The 17,846-nt window shown below is 57.0% G+C and carries 23 protein-coding genes, 1 tRNA gene and 1 pseudogene; 19 read left to right on the forward strand and 6 right to left on the reverse strand.

The features are described 5' to 3' along the window. Positions 1-71 precede the first annotated feature (71 nt). Both HNR03_RS18010 and HNR03_RS18015 read left to right on the forward strand, forming a co-directional pair. Complete coding sequence (locus HNR03_RS18010; protein ID WP_259154957.1) at positions 72-257, forward strand: hypothetical protein; 186 nt, start codon at positions 72-74, stop codon at positions 255-257. 141 nt (positions 258-398) lie between these two features. After that, on the forward strand, positions 399-680 hold the full coding sequence (locus HNR03_RS18015) for a hypothetical protein (RefSeq protein WP_222586470.1): 282 nt from the start codon (positions 399-401) through the stop codon (positions 678-680). Between the two features lie 11 nt (positions 681-691). Here the strand turns inward: HNR03_RS18015 and HNR03_RS18020 are convergent, their stop codons facing one another. Both HNR03_RS18020 and HNR03_RS18025 read right to left on the reverse strand, forming a co-directional pair. After that, a complete protein-coding gene (locus HNR03_RS18020; RefSeq protein WP_259154958.1) occupies positions 692-922 on the reverse strand; it encodes a hypothetical protein in 231 nt (76 codons plus the stop codon). A 72-nt stretch (positions 923-994) separates the two neighbouring features. Then, complete coding sequence (locus tag HNR03_RS18025) at positions 995-1,351, reverse strand: hypothetical protein (protein ID WP_222590411.1); 357 nt, start codon at positions 1,349-1,351, stop codon at positions 995-997. Positions 1,352-1,563: 212 nt separating this feature from the next. Between HNR03_RS18025 and HNR03_RS18030 the strand changes: the two genes are divergently transcribed. The 5 genes and pseudogenes from HNR03_RS18030 to ada all read left to right on the forward strand — a co-directional run bounded on the left by HNR03_RS18030 (position 1,564) and on the right by ada (position 4,088). Continuing rightward, the gene (locus HNR03_RS18030; protein WP_007900033.1) at positions 1,564-1,866 is read left to right on the forward strand and encodes a DUF1883 domain-containing protein; all 303 of its coding nucleotides are present in this window, start codon (positions 1,564-1,566) and stop codon (positions 1,864-1,866) included. 35 nt (positions 1,867-1,901) lie between these two features. Continuing rightward, positions 1,902-2,072, forward strand: a complete 171-nt coding sequence (locus HNR03_RS18035) for a hypothetical protein (RefSeq protein WP_090183523.1) — start codon at positions 1,902-1,904, stop codon at positions 2,070-2,072. Between the two features lie 116 nt (positions 2,073-2,188). Further along, positions 2,189-2,266 (forward strand): annotated as a pseudogene (locus HNR03_RS18040) (2OG-Fe(II) oxygenase); the annotation flags it as partial. Beyond that, the gene (gene alkB / locus HNR03_RS18045; RefSeq protein ID WP_259154966.1) at positions 2,256-2,936 is read left to right on the forward strand and encodes a DNA oxidative demethylase AlkB; all 681 of its coding nucleotides are present in this window, start codon (positions 2,256-2,258) and stop codon (positions 2,934-2,936) included. The pseudogene HNR03_RS18040 and the gene alkB, both read left to right, overlap by 11 nt. Positions 2,937-3,023: 87 nt before the next feature. Then, positions 3,024-4,088: a bifunctional DNA-binding transcriptional regulator/O6-methylguanine-DNA methyltransferase Ada gene (ada, locus tag HNR03_RS18050; RefSeq protein ID WP_259154967.1), complete on the forward strand. Its 1,065-nt coding sequence runs from the start codon at positions 3,024-3,026 to the stop codon at positions 4,086-4,088. On the opposite strand, the gene HNR03_RS18055 is transcribed toward ada, so the two are convergent. Further along, on the reverse strand, positions 4,089-5,072 hold the full coding sequence (locus HNR03_RS18055; RefSeq protein ID WP_259155172.1) for an MDR family oxidoreductase: 984 nt from the start codon (positions 5,070-5,072) through the stop codon (positions 4,089-4,091). Between the two features lie 211 nt (positions 5,073-5,283). On the opposite strand from HNR03_RS18055, the gene HNR03_RS18060 reads away from it, so the two are divergent. From HNR03_RS18060 to HNR03_RS18095, 8 genes are all read left to right on the forward strand, one after another. Then, entirely contained in the window at positions 5,284-6,348 is a 1,065-nt protein-coding gene (locus HNR03_RS18060) for a nitronate monooxygenase family protein (protein WP_259154968.1), read from the forward strand. A gap of 157 nt (positions 6,349-6,505) precedes the next feature. Further along, positions 6,506-7,273, forward strand: coding sequence for a molybdate ABC transporter substrate-binding protein (gene modA / locus HNR03_RS18065; RefSeq protein WP_259154969.1), 768 nt, complete (start codon positions 6,506-6,508; stop codon positions 7,271-7,273). Continuing rightward, positions 7,274-7,954 carry a molybdate ABC transporter permease subunit gene (gene modB, locus HNR03_RS18070; protein WP_259154970.1) on the forward strand — a complete coding sequence of 227 codons (681 nt, stop codon included), beginning with the start codon at positions 7,274-7,276 and terminating at the stop codon, positions 7,952-7,954. Between the two features lie 3 nt (positions 7,955-7,957). Further along, entirely contained in the window at positions 7,958-9,037 is a 1,080-nt protein-coding gene (gene modC / locus HNR03_RS18075) for a molybdenum ABC transporter ATP-binding protein (protein WP_259154971.1), read from the forward strand. A 76-nt stretch (positions 9,038-9,113) separates the two neighbouring features. Further along, positions 9,114-10,154 carry a DNA topoisomerase IB gene (locus tag HNR03_RS18080; RefSeq protein WP_259154972.1) on the forward strand — a complete coding sequence of 347 codons (1,041 nt, stop codon included), beginning with the start codon at positions 9,114-9,116 and terminating at the stop codon, positions 10,152-10,154. A gap of 72 nt (positions 10,155-10,226) precedes the next feature. Next, the gene (locus tag HNR03_RS18085) at positions 10,227-10,448 is read left to right on the forward strand and encodes a hypothetical protein (RefSeq protein ID WP_259154973.1); all 222 of its coding nucleotides are present in this window, start codon (positions 10,227-10,229) and stop codon (positions 10,446-10,448) included. A 113-nt stretch (positions 10,449-10,561) separates the two neighbouring features. After that, on the forward strand, positions 10,562-10,792 hold the full coding sequence (locus HNR03_RS18090) for a hypothetical protein (RefSeq protein ID WP_090183510.1): 231 nt from the start codon (positions 10,562-10,564) through the stop codon (positions 10,790-10,792). A gap of 311 nt (positions 10,793-11,103) precedes the next feature. Beyond that, on the forward strand, positions 11,104-11,388 hold the full coding sequence (locus tag HNR03_RS18095; protein ID WP_090183508.1) for a hypothetical protein: 285 nt from the start codon (positions 11,104-11,106) through the stop codon (positions 11,386-11,388). Positions 11,389-11,477: 89 nt separating this feature from the next. Here the strand turns inward: HNR03_RS18095 and HNR03_RS18100 are convergent. Beyond that, positions 11,478-11,564: transfer RNA gene (locus tag HNR03_RS18100), tRNA-Leu, on the reverse strand. A 492-nt stretch (positions 11,565-12,056) separates the two neighbouring features. On the opposite strand from HNR03_RS18100, the gene HNR03_RS18105 reads away from it, so the two are divergent. Continuing rightward, positions 12,057-12,266, forward strand: coding sequence for a hypothetical protein (locus HNR03_RS18105; RefSeq protein ID WP_259154974.1), 210 nt, complete (start codon positions 12,057-12,059; stop codon positions 12,264-12,266). Positions 12,267-12,464: 198 nt separating this feature from the next. Here HNR03_RS18105 and HNR03_RS18110 read toward each other — a convergent pair whose 3' ends face one another. Together HNR03_RS18110 and HNR03_RS18115 are read right to left on the reverse strand one after the other, a co-directional pair. Then, the gene (locus HNR03_RS18110; protein WP_259154975.1) at positions 12,465-13,805 is read right to left on the reverse strand and encodes an ATP-binding protein; all 1,341 of its coding nucleotides are present in this window, start codon (positions 13,803-13,805) and stop codon (positions 12,465-12,467) included. Beyond that, complete coding sequence (locus HNR03_RS18115) at positions 13,802-14,464, reverse strand: response regulator (RefSeq protein ID WP_259154976.1); 663 nt, start codon at positions 14,462-14,464, stop codon at positions 13,802-13,804. The genes HNR03_RS18110 and HNR03_RS18115 overlap by 4 nt, the downstream gene beginning before the upstream one ends. Before the next feature lie 282 nt (positions 14,465-14,746). Here HNR03_RS18115 and HNR03_RS18120 point away from each other — a divergent pair, with 282 nt between their 5' ends. From HNR03_RS18120 to HNR03_RS18130, 3 genes are all read left to right on the forward strand, one after another. Beyond that, positions 14,747-15,343, forward strand: coding sequence for an undecaprenyl-diphosphatase (locus tag HNR03_RS18120; RefSeq protein ID WP_259154977.1), 597 nt, complete (start codon positions 14,747-14,749; stop codon positions 15,341-15,343). A gap of 69 nt (positions 15,344-15,412) precedes the next feature. After that, positions 15,413-16,783, forward strand: coding sequence for a TolC family protein (locus HNR03_RS18125; RefSeq protein WP_259154978.1), 1,371 nt, complete (start codon positions 15,413-15,415; stop codon positions 16,781-16,783). Beyond that, complete coding sequence (locus tag HNR03_RS18130) at positions 16,780-17,844, forward strand: efflux RND transporter periplasmic adaptor subunit (protein ID WP_259154979.1); 1,065 nt, start codon at positions 16,780-16,782, stop codon at positions 17,842-17,844. Before HNR03_RS18125 ends, HNR03_RS18130 begins: the two co-directional genes overlap by 4 nt. The last annotated feature ends 2 nt before the right edge of the window (positions 17,845-17,846 follow it).

The following is a 17,846-nucleotide window of genomic DNA, read 5'->3' on the forward strand; positions in this document are numbered from 1 at the left end:
CGCCCATCGGCACCGCCTGAGTGCATTTGGCGCTATCATTGCGCAACAGAACCAGCCAACGAGGCATATAGATGTCGGATGCAAAAAGCGTCAACGGGTACTTGATCAGTAAGGCGAAAGACGGCCAGTGGTGGCTGCAAAGCGCCACGGGTGAAAAAATCGGTCCCTTGCCGACCGAAGCAATGGCAACTGAGGTGGCATCCGTAATGGAACTGGAACACCCAACCACCAACCGTCGCGGCAAAGACAAGGCTTGATCTGAACCCGGTTTTTTGACGAAGCCCTGCTCATGCAGGGCTTTTTTTGTGATTGCCTGCAAAGAAGTGGCCATTCGCTATAACCTTTTGACATCAGCGATGTCACAGCCATAGCCCCATCATCCTGACGACGACAACAACATGAAAAGATTTTTGCCACTGATTGCGATATTGGCCCTGAACGGCTGCGCCACTTCCGAAACGACTTACCTGAACAATGGCGAGCAAGGCCTGACCATCGAATGCCCTGGAGAAGCCAACTCCTGGGCCACTTGCTATGAAAAAGCCGACGCCTCGTGCGCTGGTACCGGCTACCGGATCGTCGGTACCGACGGCTCACCTTCGACCAAGGAAAGCGACAAGACACTGGGTGTCGATGTCGGCAACTTCAAAAACCGCAGTGTCGTGGTGGTCTGCAAGTAAAGCCTGCGGTTCTACATGTGAATTTCGGCGAATTTGAGCCCGAGGCCGCGTACGGTCTCGATCAAATCGTCGAGGCGAGCGAAGGATTCAACTTCGTCGTTCTCATCCACCAGGAAATAACTGCGCCCGGCGCTTTTCTTGAAAAAAACGATCCATTCACCCGGGGTCGCCGGGTTCTGAATCACGTGGGTGGCAGAGATCAGACCCTCTGCATGGCGCTCCCGCACCTGCTCTCGCTTCATGCTCGACTCCAAAAATGACAATGCCGTCAAAGTGCGACCTTGACGGCATTGATGCTGAAGCTCGCCATTCTATCAGCCGGAAATACAGATATTGGCGGCTTTCTGTACATCCTTTGGACGTATCGGCACATTGGACATCCGCTCATGCAGCTTGATACTGCTGCCGCTCGAGCGTTCTTCGATATCGAAGACAGCGGCCGGGGCCGAAGAAAACTTGGCTGGCACGATCACCCGCACACCGTCCTTGTGCGACTCCAGTTGCAAGGCGCCACGACTCTTCGCCAGATTTTCTACCAGGCACTGCGCATACTCATGGGGCTTCTTGCCTGAGATCACATTCATCGTGGGCAGCGTTTCACTAATTTCCGCGACATTTGCGCAACCGCTCACTACTAAAGCCAGCGGCAGGACCAATACACCCCACTTCATACTAAACCTCCGATAAAGACCCTCCGACAGCACAAATGCTGATTTTCTCCGAGGCTCATTGCTTTTATCGCTCATAGAATTCCGAATAACTGTTTTTAATTGTCAAAGCGGACCCCGGCGACCGGATAATAACCCGTTCGGGCTGATAAACTGCGCCAATCGCCCATGCTATCGATTTGATTTTGTAGAAAAAGCCCTTCTGGAGGCGCCTCATGAAATTTATCCACCAGCGCGAGCACCTCAACGAAGACGACATTGTCGTCATCCAGTGCTCGCAAATGTGCAACATCCGCTTGATGAACGACGCCAACTTCCGCAGCTTCAAGAATGGCGGCCGTCACACTTACCACGGCGGTGCGTTCGACACCTTCCCGGCCCGGATTACAGCGCCGAGCACCGGTTTCTGGAACATCACCATCGACACGGTCAACCGTCGCCCGATCAGCGTGACCCGTAAACCGACCCTGACGCACTCGATCAAGATCATCCGTCGTTCCAGCTCGAAACTGAGCTGAAAAACGCTCTCACACGCACACAGGCAGGAATCACCGTGGCCCAAACGACCAAGTACGTCATCAAATACAAACTCAACGGTGAACGCCGCTTCGAATTTGCCCAACTGGTAAACGGCACTGAAGAAGAAGCCAAAGCCGCGCTGGACGCCATCCATGGTTCGAGCGAAGACGTCATCAGCGATATCAGCGTCAGCAAGGCACTGTAACGCGCCTCGGCTGCCGGAGCGACAACAAGGACGTCATCCTCCGCGCCCGCCCGAGTCTGGGCCCAAGTGCCAGAGTGTTCACACTCTTATCGCTTCAGACCAAGCAGCGCCAGAGGACGATGCGCCACGGCGTGAGTCGCCTTCACAGTGGAAAACGGCATACTCTTGGAATCATCTTTCACGATGCGCTATGACCCCATGAGCCCGACCACCCTCGATATGTTTGCTGATGCCGAGCCCGAGCAACTGCCCCGGCGCGAGCAGATCGGTGAACAGTCCTACGTCCTGCGAGGCTTTGCCCTGCCCTGGCTGGAACAATTGCTGCCCGAACTGGAAGCGGTTCTGGTGGCAGCACCGTTTCGGCAAATGGTCACGCCAGGCGGTTTCACCATGTCGGTCGCCTTGAGCAGTTGCGGCACCTGGGGTTGGACCACCGACCGCAGCGGTTACCGCTACACGCGTCACGACCCGCAGACAGGACAACCCTGGCCCAAGATGCCCCTGGTGTTTTTCGAACTGGCACAAGCGGCGGCACGGGAAGCGGGATTTGCGGACTTCGTACCCGACTCCTGCCTGATCAACCGCTATATCCCTGGAGCCAAGATGTCATTGCATCAGGACAAAGACGAAGGTTCCTACGCGGCGCCCATAGTGTCCGTGTCACTGGGATTGCCGGCTACGTTTCTGTTCGGTGGCTTTGAACGTGGGGACAAAAGCCAGCGCATAGGGCTGCTGCATGGCGATATCGTGGTCTGGGGTGGCGTCGACCGCTTGCGCTATCACGGCGTCCTGCCGGTCAAAGAGGGTTATCACCCGCGACTGGGCGAGCAACGGATCAACTTCACTTTTCGAACCGCCGGTTGAAACCCTCGAATTCGACCGCAAGACTCGGAGTGTCGCGATCCTGCTGGCTGGATAGTCTGAATGAAACGGGCCAACGGACATAACACCATGACCACTCATTCAAAAAAAATTGCCACCAAGGACGACCCCCGCTGGGCGGCTGTCGTCGCGCGCGATCCAGAAGCGGACGGGGAATTTGTCTATGCCGTGAAAACCACCGGGATCTACTGCCGCCCCAGCAGTCTGGCGCGCTTGCCGAATCCGCAGAATGTCGAGTTTTTCGACACCGCCGAACAAGCCCGGGCGGCCGGCTATCGTCCGAGCAAGCGGGCCGCAAAGGATCAAAGCGACGTTGCAGCACAGCACGCCGTGATCGTCGCCGCCGCGTGCCGTCATATCGAATCCGCCGAACATCTGCCCGCCCTGAATGAATTGGCGCAAGCTGCCGGCCTTAGCAGTTTCCACTTTCATCGCGTGTTCAAAGCCGTGACCGGGTTGACACCCAAGGGTTACGCCACGGCCCATCGCTCACGCAAGGTTCGTGATCGTCTGGAGCATGCCGGCTCGGTCACCGATGCCCTTTATGAGGCAGGCTTCAATTCCAATAGCCGCTTCTATGAGTCGGCCGATCAGGTGCTCGGCATGAAACCTGGGGATTACCGCGCGGCTGGCAAGAATACCGACATCCGCTTCGCGGTCGGCCAGTGTTCCCTGGGGGCGATTCTGGTGGCGCAAAGTGAACGCGGCGTCTGCGCGATTTTACTGGGGGACGATCCGCACCAATTGGTCTGCGACCTGCAGGACAAGTTTCGACGTGCCAACCTGATTGGCGCCGATCACGCATTTGAGCAATTGATCGCCAAGGTTGTCGGTTTTATCGAGGCACCGGCCATGGGCCTGGATTTGCCACTGGACGTACGCGGGACGGCATTCCAGGAACGGGTCTGGCAGGCGCTGCGGGAGATTCCTGCCGGCAGCACCGCCAGCTACGCCGATATCGCTCAACGGATCGGTGCACCGAAAGCCGTACGTGCCGTGGCCCAGGCCTGTGGCGCGAACAGCATCGCAGTGGCCATTCCCTGCCACCGCGTGGTGCGTAGCGACGGCAACCTGTCGGGCTATCGCTGGGGTGTCGAGCGCAAACGTCAGTTGCTGGAACGCGAATCCATGTAATCAGCGGTTCACATCAACCACAACCCGACCGCGCAATTGCCCGGCCAGCAGGCGCGGCGCGGCGTCGATGGCTTCGCTCAAGCCGATCTCATGACTGATCAGCGGTAACAGGGCAAAATCCAGATCTTTCGCCAGGCGATTCCAGGCCTCTACACGCTTGGCTTTGGGTTGCGTCACGCTGTTGATCCCGGCAAGGGTCACGCCGCGCAAAATGAATGGAGCGACTGACGCCGGAAAGTCCATGCCTTGTGCCAGACCGCACGCGGCCACCGTGCCATTGGCCTTGGTGCTGGCACAGGCGTTGGCCAGCGTGTGACTGCCGACCGAGTCGATCACCGCGGCCCAACGCTCTTTGGCCAATGGTTTGCCAGGCTCGGAAAGCGTGGCGCGATCAATGATTTCGCTGGCCCCCAGCTGCTTGAGGTAATCGTGTTCGGAGGTGCGGCCGGTGGATGCCACGACCCGATAGCCGAGTTTGCTCAGCAGTGCGATGGCGAAGCTGCCGACGCCACCATTGGCGCCAGTGACCAGAACCTCACCCTGCTCAGGCGTCACGCCGTTATGTTCCAGCGCCAGGATGCTCAGCATCGCCGTGTACCCGGCAGTACCGATCGCCATGGCCTGGGCTGCAGTGAATTCCTTGGGCAGTGGAATCAGCCAGTCGCCCTTCAGGCGAGCCTTTTGCGCCAGTCCACCCCAATGCCCTTCGCCCACGCCCCAGCCATTGAGCAGGACCTGGTCACCGACCTTGTAGTCCGGATGCTGACTGGTCTCGACGCTGCCGGCCAGATCGATCCCCGGCACCATCGGGAATTTCCTCACCACCGGGCTGCTGCCAGTGATTGCCAGGCCATCCTTGAAGTTCAGCGTGCTATACGCCACGCGCACGGTCACATCCCCCTCGGGCAGTTGATCGTCATTGATCTCTTGCAGTGTGGCCCGGTAACCGCTGTCGTCTTTGTCGATCAAAATACCTTTGAACATCATGACCTCTCAATGGAATCAATCAGGTTGTGGACCTATTGAAATACCACAAAGAAACATTTTGCCGTACAAGACCTTCAGCTAAGCCGCCAAAGCGTCGAGCGTTTCCATGACGCATCGCTATGCTTTTTTTTCGCCGGCCAAAAGTCGACTGGCCCTGCCCCGGTAATTGCTGGTAAAAAACGGTTCTACCCGTCGGAGAATCATTGAAATGAGCCAATGGCCAGACACCCGCATTCTTGACCTGCTCGGCATCGAGCTGCCGATCATCCAGGCGCCCATGGCGGGCGCCACCGGCTCGGCCATGGTCATTGCGGCGAGCAATGCTGGCGGCCTGGGTTCTATGCCCGCCGCCATGCTGAGCATCGAACAATTACGCGAGGAGCTGAAGACGATCCGTCAACACAGTCAGCGTCCGTTCAACATCAACTACTTTTGCCATCAAATGCCAGCCGCCGACGAGCAACGCGCGCGAGACTGGAAGAATCTGCTGGAACCCTACTATCGGGAGCTGGGCGTCGATTTCGAGGCGCCGACACCGGTCTCCAATCGTGCACCTTTCGATAACGCAGCCTGCGAAGTGCTCGAAGAGTTTCGCCCCGAAGTCGTGAGCTTCCACTTCGGCCTGCCCGAAAAAACCCTGCTGGATCGGGTCAAGGCCACCGGGGCAAAAATCCTCTCGTCGGCGACCACGGTCGAAGAAGCCATCTGGCTGGAACAACATGGCTGCGACGCGATCATCGCCATGGGTTACGAGGCCGGAGGCCATCGCGGGATGTTTCTCAGCGATGACCTGAGCAGCCAGGTAGGAACATTCGCCTTGGTGCCGCAAATCGTCGATGCGGTGAAAGTGCCGGTGATTGCTGCGGGCGGGATCAGCGATGCGCGGGGCGTCGCGGCGGCGTTTGTGCTGGGCGCTTCGGCGGTGCAGGTGGGGACGGCTTATCTGTTCACACCGGAAGCCAAGGTCAGCGCGTCCCACCACAAAGCGTTGCGCACCGCCAAGGAAAGCGAGACCGCGGTAACCAACATTTTCACCGGCCGCCCGGCACGCGGAATTCTCAATCGGGTCATGCGCGAACTCGGCCCCATGAGCGACAAAGCCCCCGCCTTTCCTCTGGCCGGTGGTGCGTTGATGCCGTTGCGCGCCAAAGGCGAAGCGGATTTCAGCAACCTCTGGGCTGGGCAGGCGTTTACGTTGTGCACTGAAACGACCACAGCCGAGCTGACTCGGCAGTTGGCGGAAGAAGGCCTGGCCAAGTTGATTCGTCGGTAACACGCGCCTCCCCTGTAGCAGCCGCCAAAGGCTGCTACAGGCCATGGATTACTTCAAGGTCCTGAATTCCACGCATTCCGTTTGCAGGCATTTCGCTATATATTCCGCTATATAGCGTTTAACCCCTCGTTGCATTCGCCTATAACGGAGCCGTTTCATGACCATTCGTGCCTCACGTTTTGCCCCAACCTGTCTCGCAGCGCTGGTCGCCGTATTCGCTTTCGGCTCCGCTCAGGCAGACGAAGTCCAGGTGGCCGTCGCCGCCAACTTCACCGCGCCGATCCAAGCCATCGCTGCTGATTTCGAGAAAGACACCGGGCACAAACTGGTCACCTCCTTCGGCGCAACGGGCCAGTTCTACACCCAGATCAAGAATGGCGCGCCGTTCGAAGTGTTCCTCTCGGCAGACGACACCACCCCGCAAAAACTCGAAGCCGAAGGCGATACCGTCAAGGGGTCACGCTTTACCTACGCCGTCGGCACGTTGGCGCTGTGGTCGGCAAAAGACGGATACGTCGATGCCAAGGGCAAGGTACTGAGCGACAATCAGTATCAGCATTTGTCCATTGCCAACCCAAAGGCCGCTCCTTATGGCCTGGCTGCCACACAGGTGCTGGCCAGGCTGGGCCTGACCGACAAGGTCAAAGACAAGATCGTTGAAGGCCAGAACATCACCCAGGCCTACCAGTTCGTTTCCACCGGCAACGCTGAACTGGGCTTTGTGGCCTTGTCGCAGATCTATAAAGACGGCAAAGTCACCAGCGGTTCAGCGTGGATCGTTCCGGCGGACATGCACGACCCGATCAAACAAGACGCCGTGATCCTCAACAAGGGCAAGGACAACCCGGCTGCCAAAGCGTTGGTTGTCTACCTCAAGGGGCCGAAAGCCGCCGCTGTCATCAAGTCCTACGGTTACCAACTCTAAATGACCCTGACGAGTGCCGATTTTTCCGCCATCTGGTTGACCCTGAAACTGGCGTCCCTGACCACGGTGATCCTGTTGATCATCGGCACTCCGATTGCGTTATGGCTGTCGCGCACCCACTCCTGGCTGCGTGGCCCGGTCGGGGCCGTGGTTGCCCTGCCCCTGGTGCTGCCGCCCACGGTGATTGGTTTTTATCTGTTGCTGGCGCTGGGCCCAAATGGCTTCGTCGGTCATTTCACCCAATCGTTGGGGCTCGGCACGCTGACCTTCAGTTTTGCCGGTCTGGTCATCGGCTCAGTGCTTTACTCGATGCCGTTTGTGGTCCAGCCGCTGCAAAACGCGTTTTCCGCCATTGGCACTCGCCCATTGGAAGTAGCCGCGACCTTGCGCGCCAATCCTTGGGACACTTTTTTCAGCGTGATTCTGCCACTGGCACGCCCGGGATTTATCACCGCGACCATTCTCGGTTTCGCCCACACTGTCGGCGAATTCGGCGTGGTGCTGATGATCGGCGGCAACATCCCCGACAAGACCCGCGTGGTCTCCGTGCAAATCTACGACCACGTCGAAGCGATGGAATACGCCCAGGCCCATTGGTTGGCCGGGGCCATGCTGGTGTTCTCGTTTGCCGTGTTGCTGGCGCTCTACTCCAGCCGCAAAACCAAAGCGGGCTGGAGCTGATCGATGATTCATACGCGCCTGAAATTGAATTTCTCGGGGTTCGCCCTGGACGTCGATCTGCATTTGCCGGGCCGTGGAGTGACCGCGCTTTACGGTCCTTCCGGCTCGGGAAAGACCACGTGCCTGCGCTGCATTGCCGGTCTGGAACGGGCCGAAAACGGCTTCATTCAGGTCAACGATGAAGTCTGGCAGGACAGCGACAAGAAGATTTTCGTCCCTCCACATAAACGCGCACTGGGTTACGTTTTCCAGGAAGCCAGCCTGTTTCCCCACCTCTCGGTGCTGGCCAATCTGGAGTTCGGCCTCAAACGTATCCCTAAGCCACAGCGCCGGGTCGACATGGCGCATGCCACTGAACTGCTGGGTATCGGTCATCTGCTGGACCGTCATCCGCAACATCTGTCCGGCGGTGAACGGCAACGCATCGGCATCGCTCGTGCGCTGCTCACCAGCCCGAAACTGTTGCTGATGGACGAACCGCTCGCAGCGCTGGATAGCCAGCGTAAAAACGAGATCCTGCCGTACCTGCAACGCTTGCACGATGAACTGGAGATCCCGGTGCTGTACGTCAGCCATTCGCAGGATGAAGTGGCGCGGCTGGCCGATCACCTCGTCTTGCTCAGCGATGGCAAGGCGCTTGCCAGCGGTCCCATTGGTGAAACCCTGGCGCGTCTCGATTTGCCTCTGGCGCTGGGCGACGATGCTGGCGTGGTGGTTGAAGGTCATGTCAGCGCTTATGACCCGCACTATCAATTGCTCACGCTGCAACTGCCCGGTACCGATTTGAGCATTCGGGTGGCACACGCGCCCATGAGCCAGGGTCAGGCATTGCGCTGCAAGGTCCAGGCGCGCGATGTCAGCCTGAGCCTGCAAAGCGTCGAGCAAAGCAGCATCCTCAATCGCTTGCCCGTTACGGTAGTCAGTGAAATCGGCGCCGACAATGCCGCCCACGTGCTGATCCGCCTGAACGCAGCGGGCACGCCACTGCTCGCGCGCATCACGCGTTACTCCCGGGATCAACTCGGCGTGCACCCCGGCCAACAGCTTTGGGCGCAAATCAAAGCGGTGGCCGTCCTGGCTTAAATCCGCTGGCACCACGGCGAACAGGCGCGGTCAATGCCTTTACAGGCCCCTGATTCGTCGCCGAGGATTGCCCACCATGCCCGATAACGCGCTGCCAGATGTGCTGCCACCGGACCTGCACTATGTCGATGACACGCAGCCCGGAATAACCCGCAAGCTGTTGCGCGGGAAATTCTGCTATTTCGATCCTGCGGGCCAGCGCATCAAGGACCCCGACGAAATCAAACGCATCAACGCCCTCGCCGTGCCACCGGCCTACACCAACGTGTGGATCTGCGCCGACCCTCGCGGCCATCTGCAAGCCACCGGCCGTGATGCTCGCGGCCGCAAACAATACCGCTATCACCCGCGCTGGCGCGAAGTGCGCGACGCCGACAAATACTCGCGCCTGCGGGATTTCGGCCAGGCATTGCCCAAGTTGCGCAAACGCCTGGAAGCATTGCTCGACGCTCCCGGGTTCAGTCGGGACAAAGTCATGGCGACCGTGATCACCTTGCTCGATGCGACGTTGATCCGGGTCGGCAACACCCAATACGCCCGGGAAAATCGGTCCTATGGCCTGACCACCCTGCGCAGCCGCCATGTTGAGGTGAATGGCAGTGCGATCCTGTTTCAATTCCGCGGCAAGAGTGGCGTCGAACACCAGATCACCGTGAAAGACCGGCGCCTGGCGCGAATCATCAAGCGCTGCCTAGAGATCCCCGGACAAGACCTGTTTCAATACCTGGACGAACAAGGCGAGCGGCACACCGTCAGCTCATCCGACGTCAATGCCTACCTGCAAACCCTCACCGGCGCCGACTTCACGGCCAAGGATTACCGCACCTGGGCGGGTAGCGCGCTGGCATTGTCAGTGTTGCGAGAGTTGCAGTGGGAACCCGAATCGGATGCAAAACGGCATGTGGTGGCGATGGTAAAAGACGTCGCCAAACAGCTGGGCAACACCCCGGCAGTCTGCCGCAAATGCTACATCCACCCGGCGGTGCTCGAAGGTTTCATGCTCGGCGCATTGGCCGAACTGCCTCGGCCGAGGACACGTAAAGGACTGCGGGCAGAGGAAGTCGGGCTGGCGATGTTTCTGGACAAAATGATCGCCGCGACGGAACCGACGAACTGAGCCTTCCATTTTTTGCACCTTCGCAAAGAACTTCTATAGTTGATGTGGACACAAATCAGCTGCGGTGACGCCATGGAAGACATTTTCGTTGTGAAGCGTTGCAACAAGATCATCATTCATGGCCGCCGAGTCGGAGAAACCAGCCACCTGCCACCCGACGCGGCCGTCTGGTATCGCATCGCCGATACTCGAACCCATGGCTTCATCGGTGACGGTTTCGATCTTGAAGAAGATGCCCGACGTGAATGCCGACAGCTCAATGCCAGGTCTCAAGTGAAGGTCCGACAAGGCTGAAGCCCGGGTCTATACTTAAACAGCTGATGGACCAGCGACCCCAATGGCAGAAAGCTCGCACTCGCGGGCTTTTTGCTGCCGCTTACCAGGTTTCTTGAACGGAGGTGTTTGCCATGTCCGAAAAAGAGTCCATCACCACCCTGCTCACCCTGCTTGACTCTCGTCAGGCCAGACTTGCTGCCGCGTGCAAGGAAATTGCCGACTGGGTGGATCATCAAGGGGGGCACCCGACAGCCCTCAGAATCCGTGATCGTCTGAACGATATCGAAAAAGACGAGCCGCTGATTCAAAACACCTTGTCTTCGCTAAAACCTGTCGAGCCACCGCTGCCAAGGTTCAGATGATTTGATCCGGATTCTTCCTTCGAGAAAGGGCATGATTCAGCACGCACGAACGGCGACTTAATCGTCACTGCGTGCGTGCCTGCTTGATTATTTCCTGTGATACCCCAACCCGGCCTGGCGCCGGGCTTTTTTATTTACGACTTTTCTTTCACGTTATGTTCACACCGCGCGCCCTAAAGTCAGCTCACTCCTTTGATGAACTCCCCCTTGGCCTGCCCGCATGCAGGCCATTTTTTTGTCTGTTGTCCGGGCTGTCGAACGCCTGCAACCACGGGGTGTCAAATGACTACACGTCACGAAGGAGGCGTCTGATGGTCACTCACTTCAAAGTCAGCGGGCACTTGGCCTGCGGTCACAAAGGTAGCAACCTCACCTCAACCAACGTGCTAACCCGCGTCAAATGCAGAAGCTGCCGAAACACCGACGCATTCAAGGATGCGCGCAAGGACGAACGCAACGCGGCACGCCGCGCCGCTCGCAAAGCCAAAGCTACTCATACCGCCAACGACTGGCGCGCCGCCTGGACGGAACGGCTTACTGCCATGACCGGGCTGCAAAGATTACCTCGCGGTTTTACTGGCCAGCCGTTTGTATAGAAATTCCATTCGGTAACTGGCCGCTAAAATTGCGGAGCAAAAACGACAAAGGCCTGCATGAGTTTCCTCATGCAGGCCTTTGATATATATGGTGCCCGAAGCCGGAATCGAACCGGCACGCCCTTACGAGCGGGGGATTTTAAGTCCCATGCGTCTACCAGTTTCGCCATTCGGGCGGTAGCGCGGTGTAGCAGTATGGAGACTGACAAATAACCATCTGGCAGTTCTGACGCTTGTGCAACAGAGGACGAAATATATACATCCCGTCCCGGTGAAGCAAGTTCGCAGATCCCGTTTTCAAGACAAAATCTTGCAGGACTGCTTAAATAAAAAAGCTCCGTAAATCATAGATCTACGGAGCTTATTTATAGTGGAGGCCGAGGTCGGAATCGAACCGGCGTAGGTGGATTTGCAATCCATCCACAAAACAAGCTATTTCAATAGGTTAGCAGCTTTACAGTTCCGCAAGCTACTGATTTTTAAAGGTCTGTATCCTGTGGCCTTCAAGGAGCTAGTTTTGGGTTGCGGAACGGATTTTTTCTCTTTCTCCCCTACCTCCGGCCCGACATCAGCCCGAATATACCCTCTCAGTGCTCTGGATCTGCGCCTTCGTATGTGTCACTTCCGTTGCCGCCTGCTACGCTGGATATTCCACGGAGGAATCGCCCTTGCCAAATTCAGACCTGCTCCCTTCCCTGCTATTCAAGATGAACGAAAACCAGCTCGCCCTCGAAGCCGCCATCTTGGAACTCTCGAACTGGGTTGAGCAGCGCGGATCGGCCGACGTCGCCGATAATGTTCGAGGAGCCCTGGACACCATCGACAAAAATGAGGAGTTCATCAAGCTGACGCTCGCAGTCCTAATGACGCCTGAGTGACAGCTATCGGCTAGAAGCAGTCACTCGGAGGCGTTCAGAAAACTGTGGGTGACTCAGTCTTACATTTGCGACTCAAGTGATACCCGTCGATTTATGCTACGAACGATAGAGTGTCTGGTAAGTCATCCACCGACAGTATCACTTGAAGGCGCTAGCACTGATGAGCGTATCGTGCCAAGTCTTTTGAAAGAGAGCTTTCTACCAAGCGAATTTTTCCAATTCAGACGGAAAAATCACCAACACACTTAGCCCTGCGCCAGTGGCTACAGCATGAAGTTCGACCTGGGCTCCGTGCTGCTCCGCAATCGTGTTAACAATCGCAAGCCCCAGTCCGCTGCCAGAGCTCGTTTGATTGTTGCCGCGATAGAATCGCTCAAGCACGCGTTTGCGCTCCAACGAATTAATTCCCGGGCCGTTGTCGCAGACCTCGAGCACGACCCCCTCGTCGGTATCACGTACGGCCACATCAATTTTTGCACGGGTGCCTGCGTAACGAATGGCGTTGTCGACCAGGTTATTGAGCAGGATACGCAGCGTTTCGGGATTCCCCAAAATGCTGGATGCAGACTGCTCGGTCAACCCGAGATCGATACCAGAGGCTTCAGCTCTACGAATTTGATCAGTGATCACCGATTTGGACAGTGCGGACAAGTCAACTCTCTGCATAACTGGCGATTGCGCATCAGGTTCCAAGCGGGCCAAGGTCAACAACTGCTGTGTCAGATGAGAAAGGCGTGTAACGCCCATCTGTACCTCTGACAGCGATACCGCCCTGTCTGAATCTTGAGTGGCTCGCTGTGCCAGCTCTACTTGAATGCTGAGTGCTGCCACTGGTGTTCGTAGCTCGTGCGCCGCATCAGCGATGAAATTTTTTTGCATAGTGAAGGCATTTGCCAAGCGTTCTAGAAGATCGTTGAGCGCATCGACCAAAGGTTTAACTTCGCTAGGCAGCTCTTTCGAAGCGATGGGCTGCAGGCTATTCACGTTGCGCTCCGACAGCTCTGTCGCCACAGTTTTCAGTGGTTTTAGCCCGTAGGTGATACCAAACCACAAAAAAAGCGCAAGCAAGGGAATCAGTGACACTACTGGCCACAGCAAGTGCACGGCTAGACCGGCAAGCTCTTCCCAGCGTTTATTTTGTGCTTGTGCTACGCGGAAAACCTTGTCACCGCGCTGGCTCACAAACGTGTGCCAGATTTGATCTCCGACCTCAACATCACTCAGTCCAGCTTGCAGTGGTGGAGGCAGCCTGAGCGCGGAATTGGTCGTATAAATCAAAACGCCTGCGCTCCACACCTGAAACAGCACTTCGTCAGCATTATCATCACGCAGTGGGCTGGGCTTATTACCGGTATCCGTCAGTACAACGCGTTCACCAGGTTCCACACTGATGTGCTCAGCGAGGTAACGCATTTGGTCGTTGAGCAGATCATCCAGTTCAAGGACAGCCCCCCAATAGGTGCCGATACTTGCCAGCAGTCCAGCCAGAAAAGTGGCTGGCAGTAGCCATAACAGCAGACGCCGACGGAGGGAACTCATGTGTCCTCTCCAATGTGATAACCAACCCCTCTGACGGTTCGGATCACCTCGGCCCCAAGCTTCTTGCGAAGATTATGGATATGAACTTCCACCGCATTGCTTCCCACTTCGTCACCCCAGCCGTACAGGCGATCCTCTAGTTGCTCGCGCGAGATCACTGCATCTGGCTCCTTCATCAGCTCGTGCAGCAACGCATATTCTTTGGCCGACAGGCTGACAGGCTCGTTGCGCAACCACAGCAGGTGTCGTACCGGATCAAGGCGCAATGGGCCACCCCGGAGCTCGGTCTGCACGCGCCCGGACTGACGGCGACTGACGGCGCGGATACGGGCTACCAGTTCCTCGATGGCAAACGGTTTAACCAGGTAATCATCAGCGCCGTGATCAAGACCAGCCACCCGATCCGGTAAAGAGTCGCGGGCGGTGATTATGATTACCGGTAAGGTCTCGTCGTGTTGACGCAGAACCTTGAGTACCTCCATGCCATCCTGACGCGGTAGTCCCAGGTCGAGTAGCAGCAATGCGTAGGGGGTGGTTTCCAAAGCGAGTACGGCAGTCTTGCCGTCCGTAACCCAATCCACCGTGTACCCTTCCTGGCGCAAGCCTTTTTGCAAGCCGCTACCAATCATCGGGTCGTCTTCTGCAAGTAATATTCGCATCGCCTGATCCCTCTCCTCACATCAGTCAGCGCTTCGCTGGAGTATCGCGCAGTGTGCCGAAGTCTCGACTCTGCGCATATCGCGCTCATGTCATAGATGATTCTGACCCCACGCGGTCTTTCAGCATTCTTGACTCAACCCCGCGACCTCTTGGGCCTACAAGGACGATAAGACTGCCAGCGTCCCCCTTAAGGTGGACTTAAGGAAGCAACCACTATGGTGCGTATCACTCGCACCGTGATCACAACGTGGTGCTTCCTAGTCTCCTGAACGGGTCTCCCCATGGAAGAGCTCAATCGCACTCTGTTCCTGGCTATCAACGCCAGCGTGCACTCCTCTTCGGAAATGAGGCTACTGGCAACTTTTCTGGCGCAATGGCTCATCACTGGCGTACCGCTATTGCTGATCGGATTGTGGCTGCGGGGCACACGCCACCACCGAACCGCTGCAGTAACCGCCACGCTGAGTATCGTGTTCGCGCTTGGGTGCAATCTGCTGATCAGTAGCCTTTGGTTCCATCCGCGTCCCTTCATGCTGGGGCTAGGACAAAACTTCCTGGAGCATGCCCCGGAGTCATCTTTCCCCAGCGATCACGCCACTGTGATGTTCACGTTAGCCATTGCTCTGATACTGGCATCGCTGCGCAAGCTTGGCGTATTGATTTTACTGCTGGGAACATCGGTCGGCTGGGCGCGTATCTATTTAGGCGTGCATTTTCCATTCGATATTGCCGGGTCGCTGCTGATCTCGTTGATAAGCGCGTGGTTGGTACCACAGGTGCTGAGTTGGAGGCATCTCGACGAGCGTCTGCTCGACATCCTTGAGCGCCTATATCAACGAGTTTTCCCACCCGTCGCTCGACGCAACACTCACCAATAGGGGGGGGAGGCAATGTTTGATTTTCGAAGTTCTGCGTGCTCCGCCACTTTGGTCTCAAAGAAAATGCGAATGCATAAACAGTTTTTTATCACGGTGGCAGTGCTGCTGGCTGGTTGCGCGAGTTACCAACCGCAACCATTGGAGCCTCAGAAGATGATGGCGGCCTATGAAGAGCGCTCTCTGACCAATCCAGAGCTTCAGTCCTTCATAACAGCGCGCCTCTCCAAAACCACTAGCGCCTGGGATCTGAACACTTTAACTCAGGCGGCCTACTACTACAGTCCTGAGCTGGACGCGGTGCGCGCCAGGTTTGCTAGTGGTGAGGCGGCAACACAAACAGCAAATCAACGACCCAATCCATCCTTGTCGTTACCACTGCAGTACGCCGACCAGCCGATAAAGCCGTGGACGTATGGACTGGCACTCGACATCCCGATTGAGACTGCCGGTAAGCGGGGCTATCGAGTGGCGCAAGCGCAAAAGCTCTCAGACGCCGCCCGTTTGAATATCGGTCAGACCGCCTGGCAGATCAGAAGTCGTCTGCGCAGCGCGTTACTCGACTTTTACGCCGCCAACCAGCACCACGCGATTGTCGAGCGTCAGATTGAAATCCAGCAGGACATCGTGACCATGCTGCAGAAGCAGCTTTCATTGGGATCGGCCTCGACGTTTGAGTTGAGCCAGGAGCAGATCATTCTGGAGCATGATCGTAGCGACCTGGCTAATAGTGAAAAGCTGATGCTGGACGCCAAAGCACTGATCGCTCAGACCATTGGGATTCCTCTCAGGGCGCTTGAACCAGTCAAACTCGAACTGAATGGCTTCGAGAGTTTGGCCCCGCAGATTCCTTATAACGCTGCCCGTCGTCAAACCGTTTTGAACCGCACTGACATTCTGGGCGCCCTGGCCGAGTACGAAGCGAGCCAAGCCGCTCTTCAACTGGAAGTTGCGCGGCAATATCCAAATCTGTCACTCGGTCTCGGATACTCGTTCGACCAAGGGGTGAACAAGTACAGCGTTACGCCGGCAGGCATCACCCTCCCCCTATTCAACCGCAATGAAGGGCCTATCGCGGAGGCAGAAGCACACCGCAAGGAAGCCGCTATCCGTTTCGAAGCACTTCAAGACCAAGCGATCAATCAGACCGACAGCGCTCTAAAACACTATCGCCTGGCCAGGGAAAACCTCGCGCTCATCGACACCCAACGAACGACTCGAACAGCCGCCTTTCAAGCTGACCAACGCTCTTTTGATTTAGGCGCAATAGACCGGCTGGCGCTGTCACGGTCACGCCGTGCCGTAAATGTCGATGCAATGAGCCATGTGGATGCAGTGGTTCAAGTCCAGCAAGCCATCAGCCAACTTGAAAATGCCATCCAGCAACCGCTCGATGGAGTCCCATTGGACGCCCAGTCAACCGAGGCGGTCATTCGAAAATGAACACATCTTTTCGTAGCAAAACCTTACTGATCGCTCTGGCACTGGTAGCCGCAGTCGGACTAGGTGCTTTAGGTTCTTTCTTCTATCAGACCCTGCAGGTCACGCCTGCAACTCCGGTTGCGCCCCCTACGCGGGTCACTACCGAAGGCGGTTTAACCATCGTCATGCTGGATGAAACGACCCAGACAATCAGTGGTATCGAGAGTGAGCCGATCACAGCGTCCAGGCATCAAGTGGAGCATCTTGCTTACGGCAGCGTGCTAGATGTGCAAGGGCTTAATGATCTGAGCACTCGTTACGCTATGGCTCAAGCAGAGTCTACAGCGGCACAGTCTGCCGCTTCGGCTTCTGGCCAGGAATATGAGCGCAACGCCGCGCTGTTCAAGGCCAACCAGAGCGTGGCCTTGAAGGTGCTGCAAACCTCGCAAGCAACATGGAATACAGACAAGTCCAAGCTACAGGCAGCGAGTGCCAACATGCAGTCGGTACGCAATGGTGCGCTCCAACAGTTTGGTGCGCCCTTGGCCGGCATGCTTGGAGCGCAAGACGCCCCTCTATTGCGTAGGCTGTTGAATCGAGAGGACATGCTTTTGCGCGTTGTCCTCCCCCTCGGTGATGATCTTGCCGCTCCTGAACTGATTACGTTTGAGTCCAGCGAACACCATCGGGAAACGGCTCAGCTCATTTCAGTTTCACCTCAAGTCGACCCTTCGACTGAAGGCCGTGCATACCTTTACCGAGCGGCGGCGACCCTGCCAGTTGGTAGCAAAGTTGCTGCCTATTTGCCATTACCCACCCCCACCAGCACCAGTCTCGTCATACCTGAGGCCGCCATCCTCTGGTTTGGCGGCCAGCCGTGGGCGTATGTGCAAATTGCCAAAGACCGGTTTACTCGCCGTCCTGTTGCCGACCAAACCCCCTACAACAATGGATACCTGGTCAGCACAGGGTTTGAGTCTGGTGATCGTGTCGTCGTGCATGGTGCGCAACTGCTTTTGTCCGAAGAGCAGCGTCCGCCAATCACCGCATCGGCTTGCAAAGACCCCGAATGTGACGACTAACC

The sequence above is a fragment of the Pseudomonas sp. JAI111 genome, from assembly GCF_024809425.1.
In the GTDB taxonomy this organism is placed as follows: Bacteria; Pseudomonadota; Gammaproteobacteria; order Pseudomonadales; family Pseudomonadaceae; genus Aquipseudomonas.